Genomic DNA, 20,261 nt, shown 5'->3' with positions numbered 1-20,261 from the left:
TTTTGCTTTTTTAGGACAGTGAATAGGACTGATTTTGTTTTTTGGCTTGCATAATATTAATGCTGATGGCGATCACCACCATCACAATCCCAATAATATCAGTCACAGTTTCAGGGATAATCATACATAAAGCACCTGCACCTAAGAAAATTCGCCAGAACCAGTTCAAACCAACTTTAAAGTAACCTTCAACTGCAGCACCCAGCGCCAAAATACCGACTACTGAGGTAAAGACAATACTCACAATAGTTGTCCATGCAGGAAAAGCAAATTCACGTGCGTTGACTGCGACATTGGCTGTATCAATCATCAGCATGGCAGGGTTATAGACGAACAGGAACGGGACAATGAAACCCGCTAAAGAAAGTTTCAAGGCTTGGAAGCCCGTACGCATTGGGTCGCCCCCTGCGATTCCCGCACCTGCAAAGGCGGCTAAGGCGACAGGGGGAGTAATATTGGCAAAAAGACCAAAGTAGAACACAAACATATGCGCCACCAGCGTGGGAATATCAAAGTTTGCCAAAGCAGGTGCAGCCATAGTCGCGGTAATGATATAGGCTGGAATCGAAGGAAGTCCCATACCTAAAATCATCGATGCAATCATGGTAAAGAACAGCGTTAAAAATAGGCTGCCTGCACCGATGCTCATAATCGAGGAGGTCATGACAGAGCCAAAGCTGGTCAGGCTCACTACACCAATAATAATCCCCACCACAGCACAGGCTGCCATGACTGAAAGGGATTGTTTTGCACCATCGGCGAGCGCTTCTAATATTTCTTTGAAGCCCATACGGGTCGATTTTCGGAAACTCGCTACAATCACAGTTAAGACAATGGTGTAGACCGCGGCATAACTGACAGGAATGGATTGAAAGAGGAAAAATACCAAAGCCACGATCGGAATAAGCAAGTGCCCTCGCTGCTTTAGTACATCTTTAACCCGTGGCAAATCCGCTTTCGGTACACCTTTTAAATTGTCTTTACCAGCACGGAAATGAACCTGCGCCATCACGCCTAAATAGTACAGCAAAGCTGGAAGGGTGGCTGCAAGGGCAATGGTGCCATAACTGACACCCGTGGTTTCAGCCATAATGAAGGCACTGGCTCCCATCACAGGGGGTAAAATTTGTCCACCTACAGAAGCGCTGGCTTCAACAGCACCTGCAAAATTTTTGTGGTAGCCAATTTTTTTCATCAGGGGAATGGTGAATGAACCAGTACCTACGACATTGGCCACCGCTGTGCCATTAATACTGCCCATAAATCCACTGGAAATGACAGCAACTTTTGCAGGGCCACCTTGTTTATGTCCCGCAAGTGCCATCGCAAGATCATTAAACAATTTGCCCATGCCTGATTTCGCCAGGAAAGCACCAAACAAAATAAACAGAAAAATGAAAGTGACTGAAGCACCGATTGCGGAAGAATAAAGTCCTTCGGTTTTTAAATACATTTGCCCGAAAATATCACTAATACTATATGGACGCGTCAATAAACGATCAGGGACCCAGTCATAGTGGCTAAAAAACGGGTAAGACAGAAAAGCTAAACCTAAAATAGGCAGCATCCATCCCATAACCCGCCGAGCGCCTTCAACCACCAGCACCACGGCTAAAATGGCAAAAACAATATCTAAAGTGTTTGGAATACCCCCACGCGTGGTCATAATGGCTTGATATTCTTTCCAAAGGTATAAAAAGGTTGCTAAAGAGGCTAAGGCAAGTAACCAATCCAACCAAGGGATGCTTTGTCGTGAACTGGACTGACGCGCAGGATAAAGTAGAAAGATCAAAACCAAACCAATAGCGACATGGGCGGAACGTTGAATCAGTTCGGGTAGTGGATTAAAGGTAATAAATAAATGAAATAAGGAATAGAAAATAGCAATCGCCGCTATGAACCATGCCACAGATTTGTTGCTTGGGGAACGAGTCACTGACTCACGATCAAATTTTTCTAAAATGGCTTGTTGTTGCTGCTCATCTAATTGTTCCGGGACAACTTTTTCTTCATTTTGAGTCATCGGCATTCTCCGATCTGCCATGCTTTCCACAAGGGCTGTTGTTGTGCTGTAATTTGCACCAAGGTGTAATCTGGATATTGTTGAAAAATGGGCCAGACGCTCTGGTGAATGATGATACTGCCTTGCATATTCTTGGAAATGATCCAGTTGATTTGATCAATGCGCCGATTAACTTTCATTCTGACCATACCGTCTTTTTGAAAGATGATGGGGTAGTCATTCGGTGTGCCTGCACCGAAAGAAATCAGGTCGGTGTAGCGCAATATAAAGTGCTGTTGCTCCTGTTGATAGTTTTCAATCCAACGGGTTTTTTCAACTGAATGTTTCCACTGCAAACTAAATTGTGCTGTTGAAATTCGGCACTGCATTTGAGCAACAGTTACTTCGCTATAGCGAACAGGTAAGAACAACAGCCCGCATAAACCGAGTAGAAAAAGTGCAGTAATCACTGCACCTTTTTTCAGCTTCATTTTTTCGCTGCGAGTTCGTCGTAATAACGCTTAGCCCCAGGGTGTAGCGGAGCAACCACGCCTTTTTGAGCCGTTTCCAGATTAATTTCTGTCGCTGCCTGATGTGAGTTGGCCAATTGTCCTAAACTATCAAAGAAGGTTTTGGTCAGTTTATAGACATCATCTTCAGAAAGATCGGAACGTACCACTAAAGCGTTCATAATGGCCGCAGTTGGAATATCTTCTGCATTACCATAAGTGCCTTTCGGAATATTCAGAGATAGGAAATAAGTTTGGTTTTTGGCGATTTGTTTCACTTTCGCCGGATCAATCCCGACCAGTTGTAAATCGAAACCTTGTTGCAGTTCCATCAAGGATGAGTTGGGGATACCACTGGTTAAGAATGCAGCATCAATTTTTCCACCCTTTAAAGCATCCGCGGCTTCAGCATAGCCTAGATAGTCGACCTTCACGTCATTGTAAGTAATACCAAAACCATTTAAGAGGGTGCGCGCATTAACTTCAACCCCTGAGTTTTGGGCACCGACAGCAATACGCTTACCTTTTAAGTCTTCAAGCTTTTTAATGCCTGATTTTTTTGATGCCACAATTTGCACATAGTTGGGGTAAAGTGCCGCCACTTGTTGGACATTATCAATTTTCCCACTGGCAAAACTACCTGTGCCATTCAGTGCTTCGGTTAAGCTGTCACTCATGACAAAAGCCATTTCAACTTTTTTCTGTTTGAGTAAGTTAAGATTTTCTACCGATGCGCCTGTGGTTTGGGTTTTTGAATTTACACCGTAGGTTTTATTATAAATTTCAGCCAAACTGGTGCCAATCACGTTATACGGCCCAGATGCACCACCTGTCGCTATGTTGACAAATTTACTTTGGAGTTTGTCGGATGCTTGTGCACTGGTTTCAGTTTGAGCATCGCCTGAAGTTGCGGTTTTATTGTCACTTGAGCATGCTCCTAGACCCGCAAGTGCAATTGAAAGTAGCGTGAGTTGAGTCCATTTTTTCATATACTTTTCCTCGTTTTATTATCTTCAAAGCCATTCACTTGGCTCTTTTATCCTTGACTTTGCGTGATCAGATTGATGAATAAAAATACGCATGTTTTAAAAAGTAACTGATTAAAAATCATTTGAATAGTTTTTTTTCATTAGGCATGTCTATTTGATTTATAAAATCATTGATTTGAAAAAAGAATAAAGCATGTGGCGTCATTTTTATGAATGCTAGATTGGGTAAGGGTCTTATACGGTATTTATGTTAAGTATTGAATGAAAATAGGACTTACGCACTATTATTTATAGATTCTCTGTGGTAGCAGATGATTTTTATCGAGAATAAAGTCATCAATGAAGTTTTTGATAACTGGTCTAAATAATTTCTTCTGCCAACGATATACATTTTCAAAGATCCGCTCAAACTGGTTCTTTTGTATCTCGACGTAGGCCATCAAGGCTGAAAAAATATGATTCAAAATCAGTTTAGATCGTCTTACTTGAAACTTTTCAATATGACAAACCTGTTTAATCACCCGGTGATATTGCTCTATTTTCCAATGACTTGAATGTAATTCATGAAAACCCTCAAAGGACAATAAATCATCTTCATCTTGATGCACAATATAAAACCTCTGCTGTTCTTTTAACTGAGTCTTAAATAATTGTACAAAGCCAAAATCTTTGAGCCAGACCACTTGACCCTGATGGAAATTTGGCAATAAACGCAGTTGAAACCATTGTCCTTTTTCTGGGGAAACCTTACGGTTACAGTCGATACCAAACATAAATCGAATACCATATTTTCTTATGGTTTTTAGATTTCCAGTCGATGAATACCAACTATCACCTGTAATAAATTGAATCTTTGCACCCCAACTGAGTACTTCACTTAACATATCCATAAAGTAATCATTCTTGGTTTTACTTTCAGATTTGTCATAAATTCGGAAATTAATTGGAATATTTTGACCATTCTGATCTGTCGCATACAAGGTAATGAGATTAATACCCTTGACGGATCGGTGGTGTTTGCCTGACCAAAAATAGCTAACCAAGTCCATATGTTGACTATAGGGTTTATCTAAAACAGTATCATCAATACTGACTATAAGTTTATTATTATCAATATGTTGAATTGCTTCTTGATATAGGTCGTGAGGTGTGTAGTCTTCACGTTCTAGAAAGCGATTTACACTATCATGCGAGATGTTATAAGTCTCGGCAAGTTGTGTGCAGCTAATAGAGTTCGGTTCTGTCATGAGAAAGCCCATATAAATGGGTAATGTACAAGTTGCTGTAGAAGCATGTTTAATTCGTCTGATCACAGATACTTTATAAAGTATTTTAATACTTTTTTGAATCCGTCAATGCGTAAGTCCTAGAAAATTAAAAAAACTGTTATCACGGTTCACTAAATTTGATTGCTTTCAGCAAGGCAAGTCATTACGCTTATAGCTATGTATATGTGGGTCTGTGAATATGGTCACTTGGTTTTTTATTGGTTTAGTGATAACCATTCTTTTAACTCCAGGACCGACCAATACCTTACTTGCCTCTTCGGGCATTCAAGTCGGTATTCGTAAATCTTTGCGTCTCATTCCAGCAGAAGCTTTTGGCTATCTCATTTCAATCACGGCATGGGGCTTCCTTATTGGAAAAGTGTCCGTACACTTGCCTTTATTGCCGACTATTTTAAAACTGTTCAGCGCAAGCTATATCATTTATTTGGCCATCAAATTATGGCGTACAGCCGATGCTGAAGTGAGTTTTAATCAACCGACTATTCGGGCGCGTGAACTATTTTTGGCAACATTATTGAACCCTAAAGCATTATTGTTTTCTTCAGCCATTTTCCCAACCATTGCGTGGACAAAACTGGATTATTATCTGTCACATATGTCGCTGTTTTTGGTGTTAATTGTTCCAATTGCTTTCTTTTGGACTTTTATCGGGTCAATTTTAGCGAGCAATAAAATTCGCTGGCTGAACCAATCTAACCTGCAAAAAACAGCGTCGCTGGTCTTGATGAGTTTTTCGATTCCACTGAGCTATTCTGCGATTTTAAGTTTTTAATTTAGTAATTAAAGACAGAAATTTTGCGAACTTAAACGCGCTTATTTTCATTGAAAGCGATTTCAGTTAAAGTACAACGCAATTATTGAAATTAAGCTTTTTGGAAAGAATAAATGGCTATTAAGTCCGATCGTTGGATTCGCGAAATGAGCGAAAAACACGGCATGATCGAACCGTATGCAGAAAACCAAGTTCGTTTAGATGAAAATGGTCAAAAACTCATTTCTTATGGCGTGTCGAGCTATGGTTATGATGTTCGTTGTGCACGTGAGTTTAAAGTTTTTACCAATGTTCACTCGGCAATTGTCGATCCAAAAAACTTTGATGATAAAAGTTTTATCGACATTGAAGCTGATGTTTGTATTATTCCGCCGAACTCATTTGCTTTAGCACGTACCGTTGAGTATTTCCGTATTCCACGTAATGTGTTGACTGTGTGTTTGGGTAAATCGACCTATGCACGTTGCGGTATTATCGTAAACGTCACACCACTTGAGCCTGAGTGGGAAGGTCATGTTACTTTAGAGTTCTCGAACACAACCAATCTTCCTGCACGTATTTATGCAGGTGAGGGTGTTGCACAAATGTTGTTCTTCGAATCTGACGAAGTGTGTGAAACATCGTATAAAGACCGTGGTGGTAAGTACCAAGGTCAAACAGGTGTGACTTTACCGAAGACCTAAGTTTTTGATATTAAAAAAAGCGGATCATTGATCCGCTTTTTTTATGGCAATTCATTCATCGGAAAATAAATATTATCGGACAGTTGGTTTTGCATTTGTGCTGAGTTTCAGCATAATCAATTGTGAATTAGAGTGCTTTGGTTGACGCAAATAAAAATTATAGTGCGCAGAGTAAAATGCCAAGCAAAGGATGTAGTACATAAAGATGCGGAGCATCGAATAATAAGGATGGTCGAGATGACGAATCGTATATATCCCGCAGGATTGAAAAAATCCTGTTTAGCTAGTCTTGTCGGACTCATGCTTGCGCAGCCTACATTTGCCCTTGAGTCACTTTCCGATGAATATCTAGCGGATACTACAGGTGAAGGCATTGCGTTACTTCCTGAAAACTTCAAGATGGTGTTTCAAGGGGCTAATGATCTCTCCACGGCTTCTAGTTATAACCGTGGCGTGGCCAATCCACAACAATACGACACGGGCTTTATTCGTATTATTCCTGTGGGTGAGAACTACTCCAAATATACCAATGCCGATGATCTGACCACGAAACGAACCAAAGCGGACATCTTTATTTATGGTTTAGCACTTTCACGGTCTGATAATAATGCCAATAGTCGTTTCAGCAATCAGGGCTTTACATGGGGAAACGATGTTAACCCTTGGTTATTTCGCGCTGGCACAGCCACGGGGATTAAACAGTTTCATCAAGCGAATGCAAGTTCAGATGTGAGTTTTCTAGGGCTGGAAGCCCCTTTAGCGACCGTTCTAGCCAGTGACGCAGATAATAATATTAAATTAGGTTTATGGTGGGATGCTTTTTCACGAAGTTGGAATTCCCAAAATAAAGTGGACCCTATCACTGGTGCACCGACAACAACCAATGCGGCTGCGGATCCTGATTTAAGTTTAAATCAAAGAATACGTTTACAAGCGGTTGCCAACGGATTGAGTTTAAATGGTTCACAGGTTCGTATGTTTCAAACTCAAGCATCTACCTTAGACCAGCAAAATAAAACCTTTGGGATGGCAGCCTTACTTCGGATCAATACCAATGATGATCCATCTGGATTGGTCTATGCCAACAACGACGCAAATAAAGCGCTATTGAATGCTAAAGTCCTTCGACTGAGCACAGCTGCGACCAACGACGGTACGGCAGTCACACCCGCATTAGATCGTTCATTGGCTCCAATTTTTGATGCGAGTGAGGGACTTTATTTATACAGCCCAAATATTAACTTGGTCTTGGGTAATATTTATCAGCCTTTTGTTGTAGGTTCGGAAGGACGCAATATTATTCTCGAAGTCACGCGTATTCCGAATGTGCCTGAGATTTATAAGCAGATTTATACCTACTACCCAGATGTACAGGGTGGAAACAATGCTGACTATAAAGGATCAACATGTAATGTGGCCTATTGCGGTTCGAATATTGTTCAAACGGGGGCAGGGAGTACTGCGATTCAATACCAAGGAAATAACGCAACACATAGCAGTATTTCGATTGGTAGCGTGACACGAGATCCGACCACCAATACGCTCAAAGCCAATACGGCGACACAATCTACTGGTGTGGTATTCCGCGGGACTGGAACAGCAGTTCCTGTGAATCTCGGTTCGGTTGCTATAGATGGTGTATTGATCCAACACTTAAAAATTAAGACCACAGGGCTATAGGATACTGACATGATGAAAAAATTATGTGTAACCATGTTGATGTCTGTATCCATGTTGTCTCAAGCGGGTTTGGTCGATTTGGATAATAAGGAACTGGTCGGTGTGACTGGACAGGGCGGTGCAGATTTGAGCTTAACTCTATCGATTAACCACCAATATGCCAATGATATGAGTTTAAATACGATCTCTAGGACCAATGGTGTAGATGCAAATGGGCGAGCTATTGTCACTGAAGCCTATTATCAAATGCGCGCAAATCAAGATTGCGCTTTATTAGAACTGTGTCGTATCGCCATTTCCCCAAATAATCATAAGGAAAATGGGCAACGAAAATGGCTGGTGTTTAAGCAGTTCCAAGGCACCATGCAAATTGATAAATTTTCGCTGGAAGGTACCACAATTCTGAATAAAGAAGGTAAGCCACAAACTGCGATGATGTTAAAGTTTTTCGATGATAAACCCCTTAAAATTCGTAACTTAGGTTTTTCCAGTCTTTCAGTAGAAAGTGGTGAAAATGGATATTTCAATACCTCAACGTATAACAATTATGGTACGAGTAAAACTGTACCAACTTTTGATAAAGGTCAGGAACAAGGTTTTATGGGCTTAAATGTTCACGGAAACTTACATCTGGATGGAAATCTAAAAATCTTTAGCTATAACTGCTCGGGCACTGCGGGTAGCCGCTGTTAGACACATAGTTTCAAAAGGATATTGAGATGCATAAAATAATAAAACTAAACCTTCTGACACTGTGTATCTGTGCAGCGAATCAAAGTTATGCATTACAAGCTTTGAATGATCAGATTTTAAGTGATGTAACGGGTCAAGATGGTATTTCAATTACCCATGAAGCTTCAAAAGTTGACATTAAACAATTGAATTGGGTCGATCCTGCGGAAGTCGGAAAAACACCGATAAAACTGGGTTTGCATAATATTGAAATGAAAACGGCAACTGGTTATAACAACATTAAAACCAAACTCGATTTTGATGTGGGAACAACACAATTAGCCAATGGTACGCAAGGGGTCGGCATTCAGCTCTCTGCCAGTGTGTCACCTTTTACCGCAACGGCTGCCCAAATCATGCTGATGTGTTCACCAAATTGTGCAACGGGTGAAACGGATCAAAATTTAGGAAGTTTTAAGCTTTCAACTATTTCACCTTTTGAAGTGTACTTAGCAACGACGAATGGTCTGTTTAACCGTGACTCAAAGGTGCATTTAGATTTTAAATTGCAGAATGCTAGTATTAGTTATGGACAAAATAATCAAGATTTAACCTTAAAAGATTTCAACTTCAATTTATCTGCTGATGGATATCTCTATATCGATGAAACGGAAGGTGTAGTTCTCACCTCAAAGGGTAGTGTTGGCGATAATATTGTTGTTTTAGGTCGAGTGGAAGATAAGACAGATGTACATGACAGCCGTGTAGGCAATGCCACAAATCCGGGGTTAAACGTTGATTTACGTTATGGCTCAGCAAACTCGACTCATCGAAACTTAATTCGGATAGGGGCATCAGGTGCTTTAACCAATGGCAAGATCGCATTAAATGCTGACCAGACTGGTGTTGCTAAGTTTAATACGGTCAACCGTGTTAACGGTAATGTTCAAGAAAATGAGGTGGTTGCATCTGCAGGTTATGGTTTTAAGAATGCTGGCGGCTTACATTTAAATGTATCGGCTGACTTTACCCGTGCAGGGAATAGTTTGCTTGGTGCTAGCACACCAACAACGTTTGAATTAGGACACACTGGTACAGGCAGTTACGCCATCGAGTTTTCAAATTTATCACCGCTCAATGTACGTACTTCCACTGACCCCAATTCAGCAATAAACAGTCAAAATGCCTATATTGATTTTGGCCAGATTTATATCAATAACATTCGCACCAACTCAATGGGTTTTGTAGTCAATGACCAAATTAAGACGATATTGGGTGCGCAAAACTATGAGTTGATTTATAACCCATCACCAACGGGCAATGCTTCAAATATGGCTTTTATTGCTGTACGTGGACTCGATTTTCAAGCCATTGCACGTAAAGCTCGCTTTATTTCAGATAATTCTATTGCGGTAAACAATATTAACGAAGGGACATGGGGCTTAGGTATTCCAATTTATAACCTAAATGTCAATGCAGCATTTTTTGCCAAGAAATATACCAATACCGCTGGAACAGTGAAGGATGGGTTGGGTTATGACATCGCAGTATCAACTGATGGTTATGGTGAAGATAGTCAAGGCAACCCTAAAACAACGTCTATTATCGTCATTGATGGTGCGATGAGTAAGCATGGCGAAGAAGTTAACTACTATACAGGCTTACGTAATATTGATTCATATTTTAAAGCCAATGGTGTGATTGGTTTTAATGAAAATGAAATCTATATCAAAGCCGATAGCTTATTGTTTGCTGCCAATGCGGAAATCGCAATCGGGCAGCTTCCGGGTGCACTATATAATTGTCCAGCAGGGGTAAATAGTTGTGCCAAAGAAGTCGTACCGATTAATAACTTTGCCAAAAAAGATGATGTTCTCGCATCGATTGCTTTTATGTTGGATGGTAAAGGTGAACTCTTTATTATTCCAGGACTTGAGGCTGTAGGCGGAACACCGCAAAGCAATTATCTGTCATTTAAATCCAATTTTGAGTTTAATACGTTGAGTAGTACAGACCTGAGTAATGAAAGTAAAAAAGGCAGTTTTATTAGCCTCAGTAATACCGATAGCAATGGAACAACAACAAAAACCTCAAGTTTTAACTTGAACAAAATGCAAGGTCACTTAGGTTTGAATGGCAAAATTCATATGCAAAAGGACTCAGTGGTCATAGATAATCAAGTGCAATTTAACTATAAGGCATTAGCAGGTGGACAAGGAGCAGCCTTTAGGACGGAGGTCGCATTGTCTCCAACAGGTACCATGCAGAAGGTTGCCGATATTGCTATTACGGGTGGGGCTATGCGTAGCACATTAGGGATTACACCGCGTTAAAAAGAATGACAAGGAATAAATAAAATGAATAAGTCTTTAATTTCAATTCTAATCACAGCAACATTAGGCTTGAGTCAAAGTTATGCGATGACCGCTTTAAATGACGAGGAGTTGTCAGAAGTTGAAGGTCAATCTTTGATGAATCTAGAGTTTCAGCAGGGGACGAATACAACCGATGCACAAGGGAAAACATATAATCAATCAAACATTGGTTTTTATAAGTTGGCCCTAAGTGCAGAATTGGAGCTGAATGCCAATATTAAGAAGCTTCAATTGGGATGTGGTGGCGACAATAATTCAATTCGAGCGAACAGTTGTGATATTGATATCGATCATATTGGTCTAAGTGGACTACCTGATGATCCAAACTACACTTCTGATCAACGTGCAGCAACTTCGGCATTAATCACAAATCCATTTATTCAGTTTGCGATTAAAAATCCGACTTCAGCTGCAACACGTGAGGTGTTAGGCTTTCGTGTGAGTGCTGAAAAGATTAAAGGCTTGATGACATTAGGTACCAATAATGATGTAGATGCAAATAATAATGCGATACCCAATGGAATTAATACCTTTAGTGGATATATGAAAACCAAAACTGCATCTGGTACTGCAGTGACTGCAGCTCGTAGCATGACCTTTGCGGATACAGGATTAACTATGAATGGTATTGTGCAAGGACGATTACTCGGAAGTAGTTCTGGGACAACTTGTGTAAGTGGTTTTTTAGACCCTTGTTATGATATTTCATATACCTCTGATACTTATAATTTAAATCTATCTTCAACTACAGCGCCTTTTACGATTAATTCGACAGTTGTGTCGGGGACTCGAATGAAGGATGTAACTTTAAAAGGGACTGGTACTGTTGGGCAAATTGATTTTAGTGGACAATTAACAGCTAAAGTACTCGGTTTTTTAAACTTAGATAAACAGGTGTCCGGCAATATTACTGGGCTTAAAACAGATATCACTGTGAACCAAAGTTTAGGCTTAATTCACGCATTGTATTTAAACAACCCAGCATCATTATCCTTGCAGTCCCAAGATATTTTATGGACGGGTGCTGCGGTTGGTGCGAATAAAGGTTGGTGGCTGGCAATGGAAGATGAAGTCGAACTGGGTAGCTTAAGCCCAACGACCAAAGTGGCAATTACCAATGAAGTCTTAAAACAAACCATTGCGGGTATTAATAAAGATCTAACGGACAATCCTCGAAATTGCGGTAATCTTTTAACAGGATGTGTCGGTGGTTCTGCCTTAGTTGTTGGGAATGTTCCAATGAATACGACGACTTTGGATTTTCCACTGACCAATTTAAGCTTACAAGGGCAAAACTTTAGATCAAACTGTTACGGTGGTTTAAAATTCTGCTAATTAAATTTTCATAAAAAATCCCGCGATATACGCGGGATTTTTTTAATCTAAAATGAATTATTTTGCAATTTTCGCCAATAACTCTTCTTTAGAAATGTTTACAGATTCAGCATCACGACGGCCTTTATATTCAAAAGTACCTGCATCCAAGCCTTTCTCAGCAATCACAATACGGTGAGGAATCCCAGTAAGCTCAAGGTCTGAGAATTTCACGCCTGGACGTTCGTTACGATCATCCAGTAATACATCATAACCTGCTGCCATAAGCTCAGAATATAAGGCTTCAGCTGCTTCTAAAGTACGTGGAGACTTATGCGCATTCATAGGCACAATTGCAACTTCAAATGGTGCAATTGCCGTAGGCCAAATAATACCTTTTTCGTCAAAGTTTTGCTCAATTGCAGAGGCAACTACACGTGTTACACCAATACCGTAACAACCCATGGTTACAGTAAATGGTTTACCATCTTCACCTAAAACTTTACAACCTAAAGCTTCTGAATACTTTTGACCCAGTTGGAAAATATGCCCAACTTCGATACCACGTTTAATTTGCAGCGTACCTTTACCGTCTGGAGACGGATCACCCTCAACCACATTACGTAAGTCATAAACTTCAGTGAACTGTGCATCACGTTCCCAGTTTAGACCAGTCACGTGTTTGTCTACTTCATTTGCACCAGCGACAAAGTCAGACAAGACAGAGGCTGAACGGTCAACAATGACCGTTAAGCCTTTTTCAACTAAGCCTTGTGGTCCGCAGAAACCAGCGGTTAAACCCAGTGCAGCAAGTTGTTCTTCTGTTGCGAAAGTCAATGGTGATGCAATATGTGGATGCTTCTCCGCTTTAATTTCATTCAGCTCATGATCGCCACGTAAGAACAATGCCACTACAGGTGTTGCTTGGCCTTCTTCAGTTGCAATACCTTGTACTAACAAGGCTTTTACAGAGTGAGCAGGATCAGATTTTAAGAAGTTTGATACATCTGCAATGGTTTTTTGATTTGGTGTATCGACAACGTCTAAAGCTTTGGTTGGAGCCGAACGTTCACCGACCAAAACGGCTTCAGCCATTTCAACGTTTGCAGCATAGTCAGATTCAGTCGAGAAGGCGATATCATCTTCACCACTTGATGCTAACACGTGGAATTCATGTGAGCCTGAACCACCAATTGAACCTGTATCGGCTTGTACTGGACGGAAATATAAACCTAAACGGGTAAAGATTTTGCAGTACGCGTCGTACATGATGTCATAGGTTTCTTGCAGTGATTCTTGGTTTGCGTGGAAAGAATAAGCATCTTTCATGATAAATTCACGTGAACGCATTACACCGAAACGTGGACGAATTTCATCACGGAATTTGGTTTGTACTTGATAGAAGTTTGCAGGCAATTGTTTATAGCTTTTGAGTTCATTGCGCGCAAGATCGGTAATGACTTCTTCATGGGTAGGACCAAGCACAAAAGGGTTGCCATGGCGGTCTTTGAAACGAAGCAGTTCAGGGCCGTATTGGACGTATCGACCAGATTCTTCCCATAAAGACGCTGGCTGAGTTACGGGCATCAGGACTTCGAGTGAACCCGCATTGTTCATTTCTTCATGAACGATCGCTGCAACTTTATTTAATACGCGAACGCCCATCGGCAGCCAAGTGTATAAACCTGAAGCCAATTTACGAATCATCCCAGCACGTAGCATTAGTTGATGTGAAATCACTTCTGCGTCATTTGGGGTTTCTCTTAACGTTGCAAATAAAAAGCGACTCGCGCGCATGGAAACTGTCCTAAAATTTTAAACTTTGAAAGTCAAAGATTATACGATAAAAAAATGAGGAGGCATGTCGACACCGCCTCAGAAAAATGTTGATTATTATGACATGATTTTACGGACTTGACGCAGCATAAAGTTCTTAAAGTCATCTAAATAGGTGAAGATCACAGGAACCACCACTAAGGTCAGTAGTGTCGATGTAATGACACCGCCGATCACTGCATGTGCCATTGGTGCGCTTTGTTCCCCCCCTTCACCTAGCCCTAAAGCCAGAGGCACCATGCCCATCACCATGGCGCTAGTAGTCATCAAAATAGGGCGTAGACGTGTTTTACCTGCATCAATAATCGCTTGATAACGATCAACGCCGTGATCCATGGCTTTTTTTATGAAATCGATCAATAGAATTGCATTTTTGGTCACCAGACCCATCAACATGATAATACCGATAATAGAAAACAAGTTCATGGTGGAGTTAAATAAGAATAGAGCGAAAAACACACCAATCAATGATAGTGGCAGGGAAGCCATAATAGCCGCAGGGTGAATAAAACTATTAAACTGCGAACCTAGCACAATATAAATAAAAACAATCGATAAGGTGATAGCGGTCATGGCATAGCCTGCGGATTCAGCCATGTCTTTGTTTGAACCTTGTGTGTCAAAGCTATAACCTGCTGGAAGGTCAAAGTTGTCTTCAATTTTTTTAATATCTGCACCAATATCACCTGCAGGTCGACCTGCAGTGTTGGCTTCAACTAAGACTTCCCTTGCTAGATCGCGACGATTAATCTGCGATGCCCCCAGACTTTGCTCTAAATGCGCAACACTAGAAAGGGGAATCAATAAAGCTTGACCATTGGCATCCGTTTTTTGCGATGTGAGGTAAAGGTTTTGTACATCACTAGGTAAGCTACGTGCATTTTCAGTTAAGCGCAGGTTAACGTCATAGGTTTCACCTTTGTTGTCTTGCCATGTGGTGACATCATCCCCTGCAATCAGTGGTCGAATGACATTGGAAATTTGGTTGACCGATAGGCCCAAATCGCTGGCTAAGACCCGATTAATATGCACACCTAAAGTCGGTTTAGGGGCTTTAAGTGAGCTTTCCAAGTCGACAATGCCTTTGACTTGCGCAATTTCTGCCATAAAGCGGTCTGATATTTTTTGCAATTCAGCTAAGTCTGGACCTTTGATGGAAATCATCACTGGCTTTTGTCCGCCCGATACCGTTTCATCTGCGGAGGCAATTGAGGTCACAGTAATGCCACCCACTTGTTGTAGGCGTTGGCGGAACTCATTGTTTAAGTTGGTTAAGCTTTTCTTACGCTCTGTGCGTGGCGTAACGGTTACACGAATACTGACATGATTTTTACCACGATCCGTAACGCCATTAATCACCGCATAAGTTGCTCGAACGTCAGGGTGCTGCTGAATAATTTTATCGACTTGCAGTAGTTTGGCTTGTGAATATTCCAAAGATGCATCGACAGGTGTTTCGAACTTAATCCGAATCTCACCTTTATCTGGAACAGGGACAAACTCTGTTCCAATCAGTTTAGATAAGCCTAATGCACCGAACAGTGAAGCCACAGCAATCATGAGGGTGATGAGTCGGAAGCGCAGAGCAAGCTTGAGTAATTTCTCATAGCCATGGCTGAGATTATCTAGTTTGCCAGAAATCCAATTGAAAAATTGTTTAACTCGATTGGGTGGCTTATGTGGATTTTGCTGTTCAGCCCAATGCGCAGATAGCATTGGATCTAAAGTAAAGCTGACAAACATGGAGATCAGCACAGCAGTACTGACGGTTACGCCAAACTGATAGAAAAAGCGCCCGATAATACCGCCCATAAATGCCACAGGTAAGAACACCGCAACAATGGTTAAGGTGGTGGCTAAAACAGCGAGTCCAATTTCTTTGGTCCCATCAAGGGCTGCTGTGACAGGGTCTTTGCCCATGTCTGCATGTCGCACAATATTTTCACGTACCACAATCGCATCATCAATCAGTAGACCAATGCTGAGTGATAGTGCCAGTAAGGTCATCATATTGATGCTAAAGCCAAAGATCCAAATAAACGTCAGAGTGCCAAGGAGGGCAATCGGCAGGGTCATGCCTGTAATGGCGGTGGAACGGAATGAACCTAAAAACAGCAAGACAATCAAAACGGCTAGTGCTGCACCTTCAATAATAGTACGTGCAACATCGGTGATGCTGTTACGAATGCCTTTGGATGAATCTACCACGACTTTTGCTGTGGTGCCTTCAGGTAACTGTTTTTGAATATCTGCTAAGGTCTCATAAGCACTATCGACCACATCAATCACATTTGAATCGGAACTGCGTAAAATATCAATCGCAACTGCGGTTTTACCGTCTAAATAGGCACTCGACTCAAGTTCGGCTTGGCTGTCTGAAATGCTTGCAACTTGGCGCAAATAAATCGGTGTACCATTTTTATTGGCAATCACCAAATCGCCGAAGGCTAAAGGTTGGATCACTTTAGACTTGATCTCGACCACGAGTTCACTGTTACCATGTTTCAACGTTCCACCCGGAACCTCGATATTTTCAGCTTTTAGCGTGTTGATGATCTGATCAATACCAATCCCAAAACTTTGTAATTTGTGGGGTTCAATCTGTATGCGAATTTGTCGCTTGGCATCACCCAATAAGTTGACTGTCCCGACACCAGAAACGGTTCTAAACTGTGGAACGATGCGCTGATCCAAATAAGAACTGAGCTCTTTCAGTGACATGTTTTGTGATTCAAATACAATCGACATCACGGCATTGGCAGAAGGATCGTAACGTTCAACAATCGGGTCTTGAATTTCGTCTCGAAATTGAGCGGTGACCGGTGCAATTTTATCGCGGACATCTTGCGCGGCTATAGCGGAAGAAACATCGAGATCAAATTCAGCAATAATGGTCGATAAGCCTTCGCTAGACTGAGAAATGACCTGTTTTAAACCTGAAATGGTATTGATTTGATCTTCCATTTTCTTGGTGATTTCAGACTCAACCGTTTCAGGCGATGCCCCTGGATAAGTGGTATAAACCACCACGAAGGGGAAATCGACATCAGGGAACTCCTCAACCCCCATTCTTTGCCAAGAGGCTAAGCCTAAAACCATCAGACAAAACATCATCATGATGGTAAAAACAGGATATTTCACACTAATACGGGTTAACCACATAGCAACAACCTTTTCTTATTTTATGGATTGATTGTCACCATTTGATGCAAATCTTTTTCATTAAACTTTATACGACTGATGCGGTCGCCGGTTTGTAGTCCCTGTACCACAGCACTGTTGTTGCTATAGCGTTGTTCCAATACTTTTATGTGAACACGTTCAATTTTATTGTGGCGAATCACCCAAACATAAGGTGAATTTTGTATATCCTGAATGGTATCGAGCGGGATAATTTGCCCTGAGATGGATTGTGAACCAAGTATGTCTCCCTCTACAAAGGTCCCAATACTCAATGAATTAATACTTTCAATTGGCTGAGCAAAGAACACAATTTGACGGCTTAAGGGGTCTGCAATCGGAGAAATACGAGCAAGTTTGGCTGTTAGTTTTTGAGGATTGCCTTGCAGCCGATATTCAATTTTTTCTCCCAAACTTAAAGCTGCTTGTCGATCACTTGGAATTTTGGCCTGTATTTCTAAATGACTCGGGTCAATGATTTCAAATAGAGTTTGTCCTGCGGATACCGTTTGTCCGGTTTCTACCTGACGTTGAGTAATAACCCCTGAAATCGGGCTTAAAATAGTGCCATCGCGATCCGCTTTTTCGGCAATATCAACATTGGCTTGTTGCGCATGAACATTTTCTAATTGAGCTTGATAGTCCACAAGGCTTTGTTCATATTCCACTTTAGAAATAAAGCCCTGATCGAGTAAACGTTTTTTTCTTTGAACCATGCTTTTTGCAAGATTGGCTTGGGCTTGAGTTGATGCAAGATTAGCTTGAGCTTGGGCAAGACGCGCAGCATTATCTTGATTGTTCAATCGAACCAGTACTTGCCCTTTCTGAACGGCTTGTCCAACTTGAGCGGAGACGGCGGTGGCTGTCGCTGTCACTTGAGCCTGAATGGAACTTTGATTGACGGCTCGAATAGTACCAGTAAAGGCTGTACGTTGGATAGAAGGCCCTTCTTGGAACTGGACCAAGTCTTCTGCGATCAGCTCGATTTTAGCTGTAGATGAAGTCGGAGATGTGGCCTCGTCTTGTTTTTGGCAGGCCGAGAGGAGTAAGCACAAACACAGCGGACTGAGTTTAAAAATAGGGAGCACTTGGCGGCTTAATTTAGTTTTTATACATGGTGCAGCCTGCATTGAGTCAAATCCTTTGGTCTAGCGGCGAAAGTCAGCACACTGTAAATAAAACGCAGATTATTCAAGTGTTTTTAAACGAGCAATAATTCTGTCGTATTCAGCCTTGGTATTACGATAGTGACTTTGTAACGACTGTATTTGCTCTTTTTTCATCACAATATTTTTGGAATTATAATCAATCATATCTTGGAGCGGTTTCGGATTGCTTTTGCCTTTACGCATGTTCTCTTTTTCTTGGCGTAAGAACCCGATACGGTCATTCTGTAATTGTTTTAATTCATCTTGCTGGAACTTAATCTGTTTTAAGATATAGGAAAGGGCAGTATTGCGTTTTTGAGTGGCGACTTGACTGTTGGTATAAGCGCGTTTTAATTTAAGATCTGACTCGCGTTGCTTGGCCGCAGCTGCGCGTTGTGGCGCATATTGCGCATCTTTTTCTGCGTTGTATGGACGAGCCCGTTGAATCACTTGCATGTTGCTATCGAGTGCTTCATAACCATAACGAATATGGTTGGGAGTGACACTGCTACTGACGTTTGCGATGCCTTTACTGTCGTAATATCGATACCAGACCGCTTTAGGTGGATCGGCCATAATCGAGATGGTCTGCAAACTTAGCAAAGCCAGCAAAATGACTTTCGCAGTCATCCTTTTTTTCACGATCAAAGCAAGTTTGTGATTAAACTCCCTCAGCATCGATACCCCCAGTTTAAAGTTGACTAAATTACTAGGACTTACGCATTGACGGATTCAAAAAAGTATTAAAATACTTTATAAAGTATCTGTGATCAGACGAATTAAAAATGCTTCTACAGCAACTTGTACACTACCCATTTATATGGGCTTTCTCATGACAGAACCGAACTCTATTAGCTGCACACAACTTGCCGAGACTTATAACATCTCGCATGATAGTGTAAATCGCTTTCTAGAACGTGAAGACTACACACCTCACGACCTATATCAAGAAGCAATTCAACATATTGATAATAATAAACTTATAGTCAGTATTGATGATACTGTTTTAGATAAACCCTATAGTCAACATATGGACTTGGTTAGCTATTTTTGGTCAGGCAAACACCACCGATCCGTCAAGGGTATTAATCTCATTACCTTGTATGCGACAGATCAGAATGGTCAAAATATTCCAATTAATTTCCGAATTTATGACAAATCTGAAAGTAAAACCAAGAATGATTACTTTATGGATATGTTAAGTGAAGTACTCAGTTGGGGTGCAAAGATTCAATTTATTACAGGTGATAGTTGGTATTCATCGACTGGAAATCTAAAAACCATAAGAAAATATGGTATTCGATTTATGTTTGGTATCGACTGTAACCGTAAGGTTTCCCCAGAAAAAGGACAATGGTTTCAACTGCGTTTATTGCCAAATTTCCATCAGGGTCAAGTGGTCTGGCTCAAAGATTTTGGCTTTGTACAATTATTTAAGACTCAGTTAAAAGAACAGCAGAGGTTTTATATTGTGCATCAAGATGAAGATGATTTATTGTCCTTTGAGGGTTTTCATGAATTACATTCAAGTCATTGGAAAATAGAGCAATATCACCGAGTGATTAAACAGGTTTGTCATATTGAAAAGTTTCAAGTAAGACGATCTAAACTGATTTCGAATCATATTTTTTCAGCCTTGATGGCCTACGTTGAGATACAAAAGAACCAGTTTGAGCGGATCTTTGAAAATGTATATCGTTGGCAGAAGAAGTTATTTAGACCAATGATCAAAAACTTCATTGATGACTTTATTCTCGATAAAAATCATCTGCTACCACAGAGAATCTATAAATAATACTGCGTAAGTCCTAA

Annotated in this window: 15 protein-coding genes; 7 read left to right on the top strand and 8 right to left on the bottom strand. The window is 40.9% G+C overall.

Annotation, left to right across the window (positions count from 1 at the left end):
- Window positions 1–10: 10 nt before the first annotated feature.
- The 4 genes from AC4CU3_RS03655 to AC4CU3_RS03640 form a co-directional block, all read right to left on the bottom strand.
- Entirely contained in the window at window positions 11–2,023 is a 2,013-nt protein-coding gene (locus AC4CU3_RS03655) for a TRAP transporter permease (protein ID WP_078425388.1), read from the bottom strand.
- Entirely contained in the window at window positions 2,020–2,493 is a 474-nt protein-coding gene (locus tag AC4CU3_RS03650; RefSeq protein ID WP_279045148.1) for a DUF1850 domain-containing protein, read from the bottom strand. Before AC4CU3_RS03650 ends, AC4CU3_RS03655 begins: the two co-directional genes overlap by 4 nt.
- Window positions 2,490–3,500 (bottom strand): TAXI family TRAP transporter solute-binding subunit, encoded by a 1,011-nt coding sequence (locus AC4CU3_RS03645; RefSeq protein WP_279045149.1) that lies wholly within the window; start codon window positions 3,498–3,500, stop codon window positions 2,490–2,492. Before AC4CU3_RS03645 ends, AC4CU3_RS03650 begins: the two co-directional genes overlap by 4 nt.
- 284 nt (window positions 3,501–3,784) lie before the next feature.
- Window positions 3,785–4,813, bottom strand: a complete 1,029-nt coding sequence (locus tag AC4CU3_RS03640; RefSeq protein WP_007116247.1) for an IS701 family transposase — start codon at window positions 4,811–4,813, stop codon at window positions 3,785–3,787.
- 154 nt (window positions 4,814–4,967) lie between these two features.
- Here AC4CU3_RS03640 and AC4CU3_RS03635 point away from each other — a divergent pair, with 154 nt between their 5' ends.
- The 6 genes from AC4CU3_RS03635 (at window position 4,968) to AC4CU3_RS03610 (ending at window position 12,306) form a co-directional block, all read left to right on the top strand.
- Window positions 4,968–5,561, top strand: a complete 594-nt coding sequence (locus AC4CU3_RS03635; protein ID WP_279045471.1) for a LysE family translocator — start codon at window positions 4,968–4,970, stop codon at window positions 5,559–5,561.
- 113 nt (window positions 5,562–5,674) lie between these two features.
- Window positions 5,675–6,244, top strand: coding sequence for a dCTP deaminase (gene dcd, locus AC4CU3_RS03630; protein WP_004694514.1), 570 nt, complete (start codon window positions 5,675–5,677; stop codon window positions 6,242–6,244).
- Between the two features lie 237 nt (window positions 6,245–6,481).
- On the top strand, window positions 6,482–7,924 hold the full coding sequence (locus AC4CU3_RS03625; protein WP_279045473.1) for a hypothetical protein: 1,443 nt from the start codon (window positions 6,482–6,484) through the stop codon (window positions 7,922–7,924).
- A 9-nt stretch (window positions 7,925–7,933) separates the two neighbouring features.
- A complete protein-coding gene (locus AC4CU3_RS03620; RefSeq protein WP_279045476.1) occupies window positions 7,934–8,617 on the top strand; it encodes a hypothetical protein in 684 nt (227 codons plus the stop codon).
- Between the two features lie 26 nt (window positions 8,618–8,643).
- On the top strand, window positions 8,644–10,929 hold the full coding sequence (locus AC4CU3_RS03615; RefSeq protein ID WP_490737984.1) for a DUF6160 family protein: 2,286 nt from the start codon (window positions 8,644–8,646) through the stop codon (window positions 10,927–10,929).
- A gap of 24 nt (window positions 10,930–10,953) precedes the next feature.
- Complete coding sequence (locus AC4CU3_RS03610; RefSeq protein ID WP_279045326.1) at window positions 10,954–12,306, top strand: hypothetical protein; 1,353 nt, start codon at window positions 10,954–10,956, stop codon at window positions 12,304–12,306.
- 57 nt (window positions 12,307–12,363) lie between these two features.
- Here the strand turns inward: AC4CU3_RS03610 and AC4CU3_RS03605 are convergent, their stop codons facing one another.
- From AC4CU3_RS03605 to AC4CU3_RS03590, 4 genes are all read right to left on the bottom strand, one after another.
- Window positions 12,364–14,082: a proline--tRNA ligase gene (locus AC4CU3_RS03605; protein WP_279045324.1), complete on the bottom strand. Its 1,719-nt coding sequence runs from the start codon at window positions 14,080–14,082 to the stop codon at window positions 12,364–12,366.
- 96 nt (window positions 14,083–14,178) lie between these two features.
- Complete coding sequence (locus AC4CU3_RS03600; protein ID WP_279045322.1) at window positions 14,179–17,283, bottom strand: efflux RND transporter permease subunit; 3,105 nt, start codon at window positions 17,281–17,283, stop codon at window positions 14,179–14,181.
- 20 nt (window positions 17,284–17,303) lie between these two features.
- A complete protein-coding gene (locus tag AC4CU3_RS03595; RefSeq protein ID WP_279045320.1) occupies window positions 17,304–18,431 on the bottom strand; it encodes an efflux RND transporter periplasmic adaptor subunit in 1,128 nt (375 codons plus the stop codon).
- 57 nt (window positions 18,432–18,488) lie between these two features.
- On the bottom strand, window positions 18,489–19,127 hold the full coding sequence (locus tag AC4CU3_RS03590) for a hypothetical protein (RefSeq protein WP_087010454.1): 639 nt from the start codon (window positions 19,125–19,127) through the stop codon (window positions 18,489–18,491).
- Window positions 19,128–19,215: 88 nt separating this feature from the next.
- Between AC4CU3_RS03590 and AC4CU3_RS03585 the strand changes: the two genes are divergently transcribed.
- Window positions 19,216–20,244, top strand: coding sequence for an IS701 family transposase (locus AC4CU3_RS03585; protein ID WP_151292130.1), 1,029 nt, complete (start codon window positions 19,216–19,218; stop codon window positions 20,242–20,244).
- Window positions 20,245–20,261 lie beyond the last annotated feature (17 nt).

The sequence above is a fragment of the Acinetobacter sp. 802_lipA genome (genome assembly GCF_058242885.1).
The sequence above is the reverse complement of the archived record's forward strand: the minus strand, read 5'-3'. Positions and strand labels throughout refer to the sequence as shown.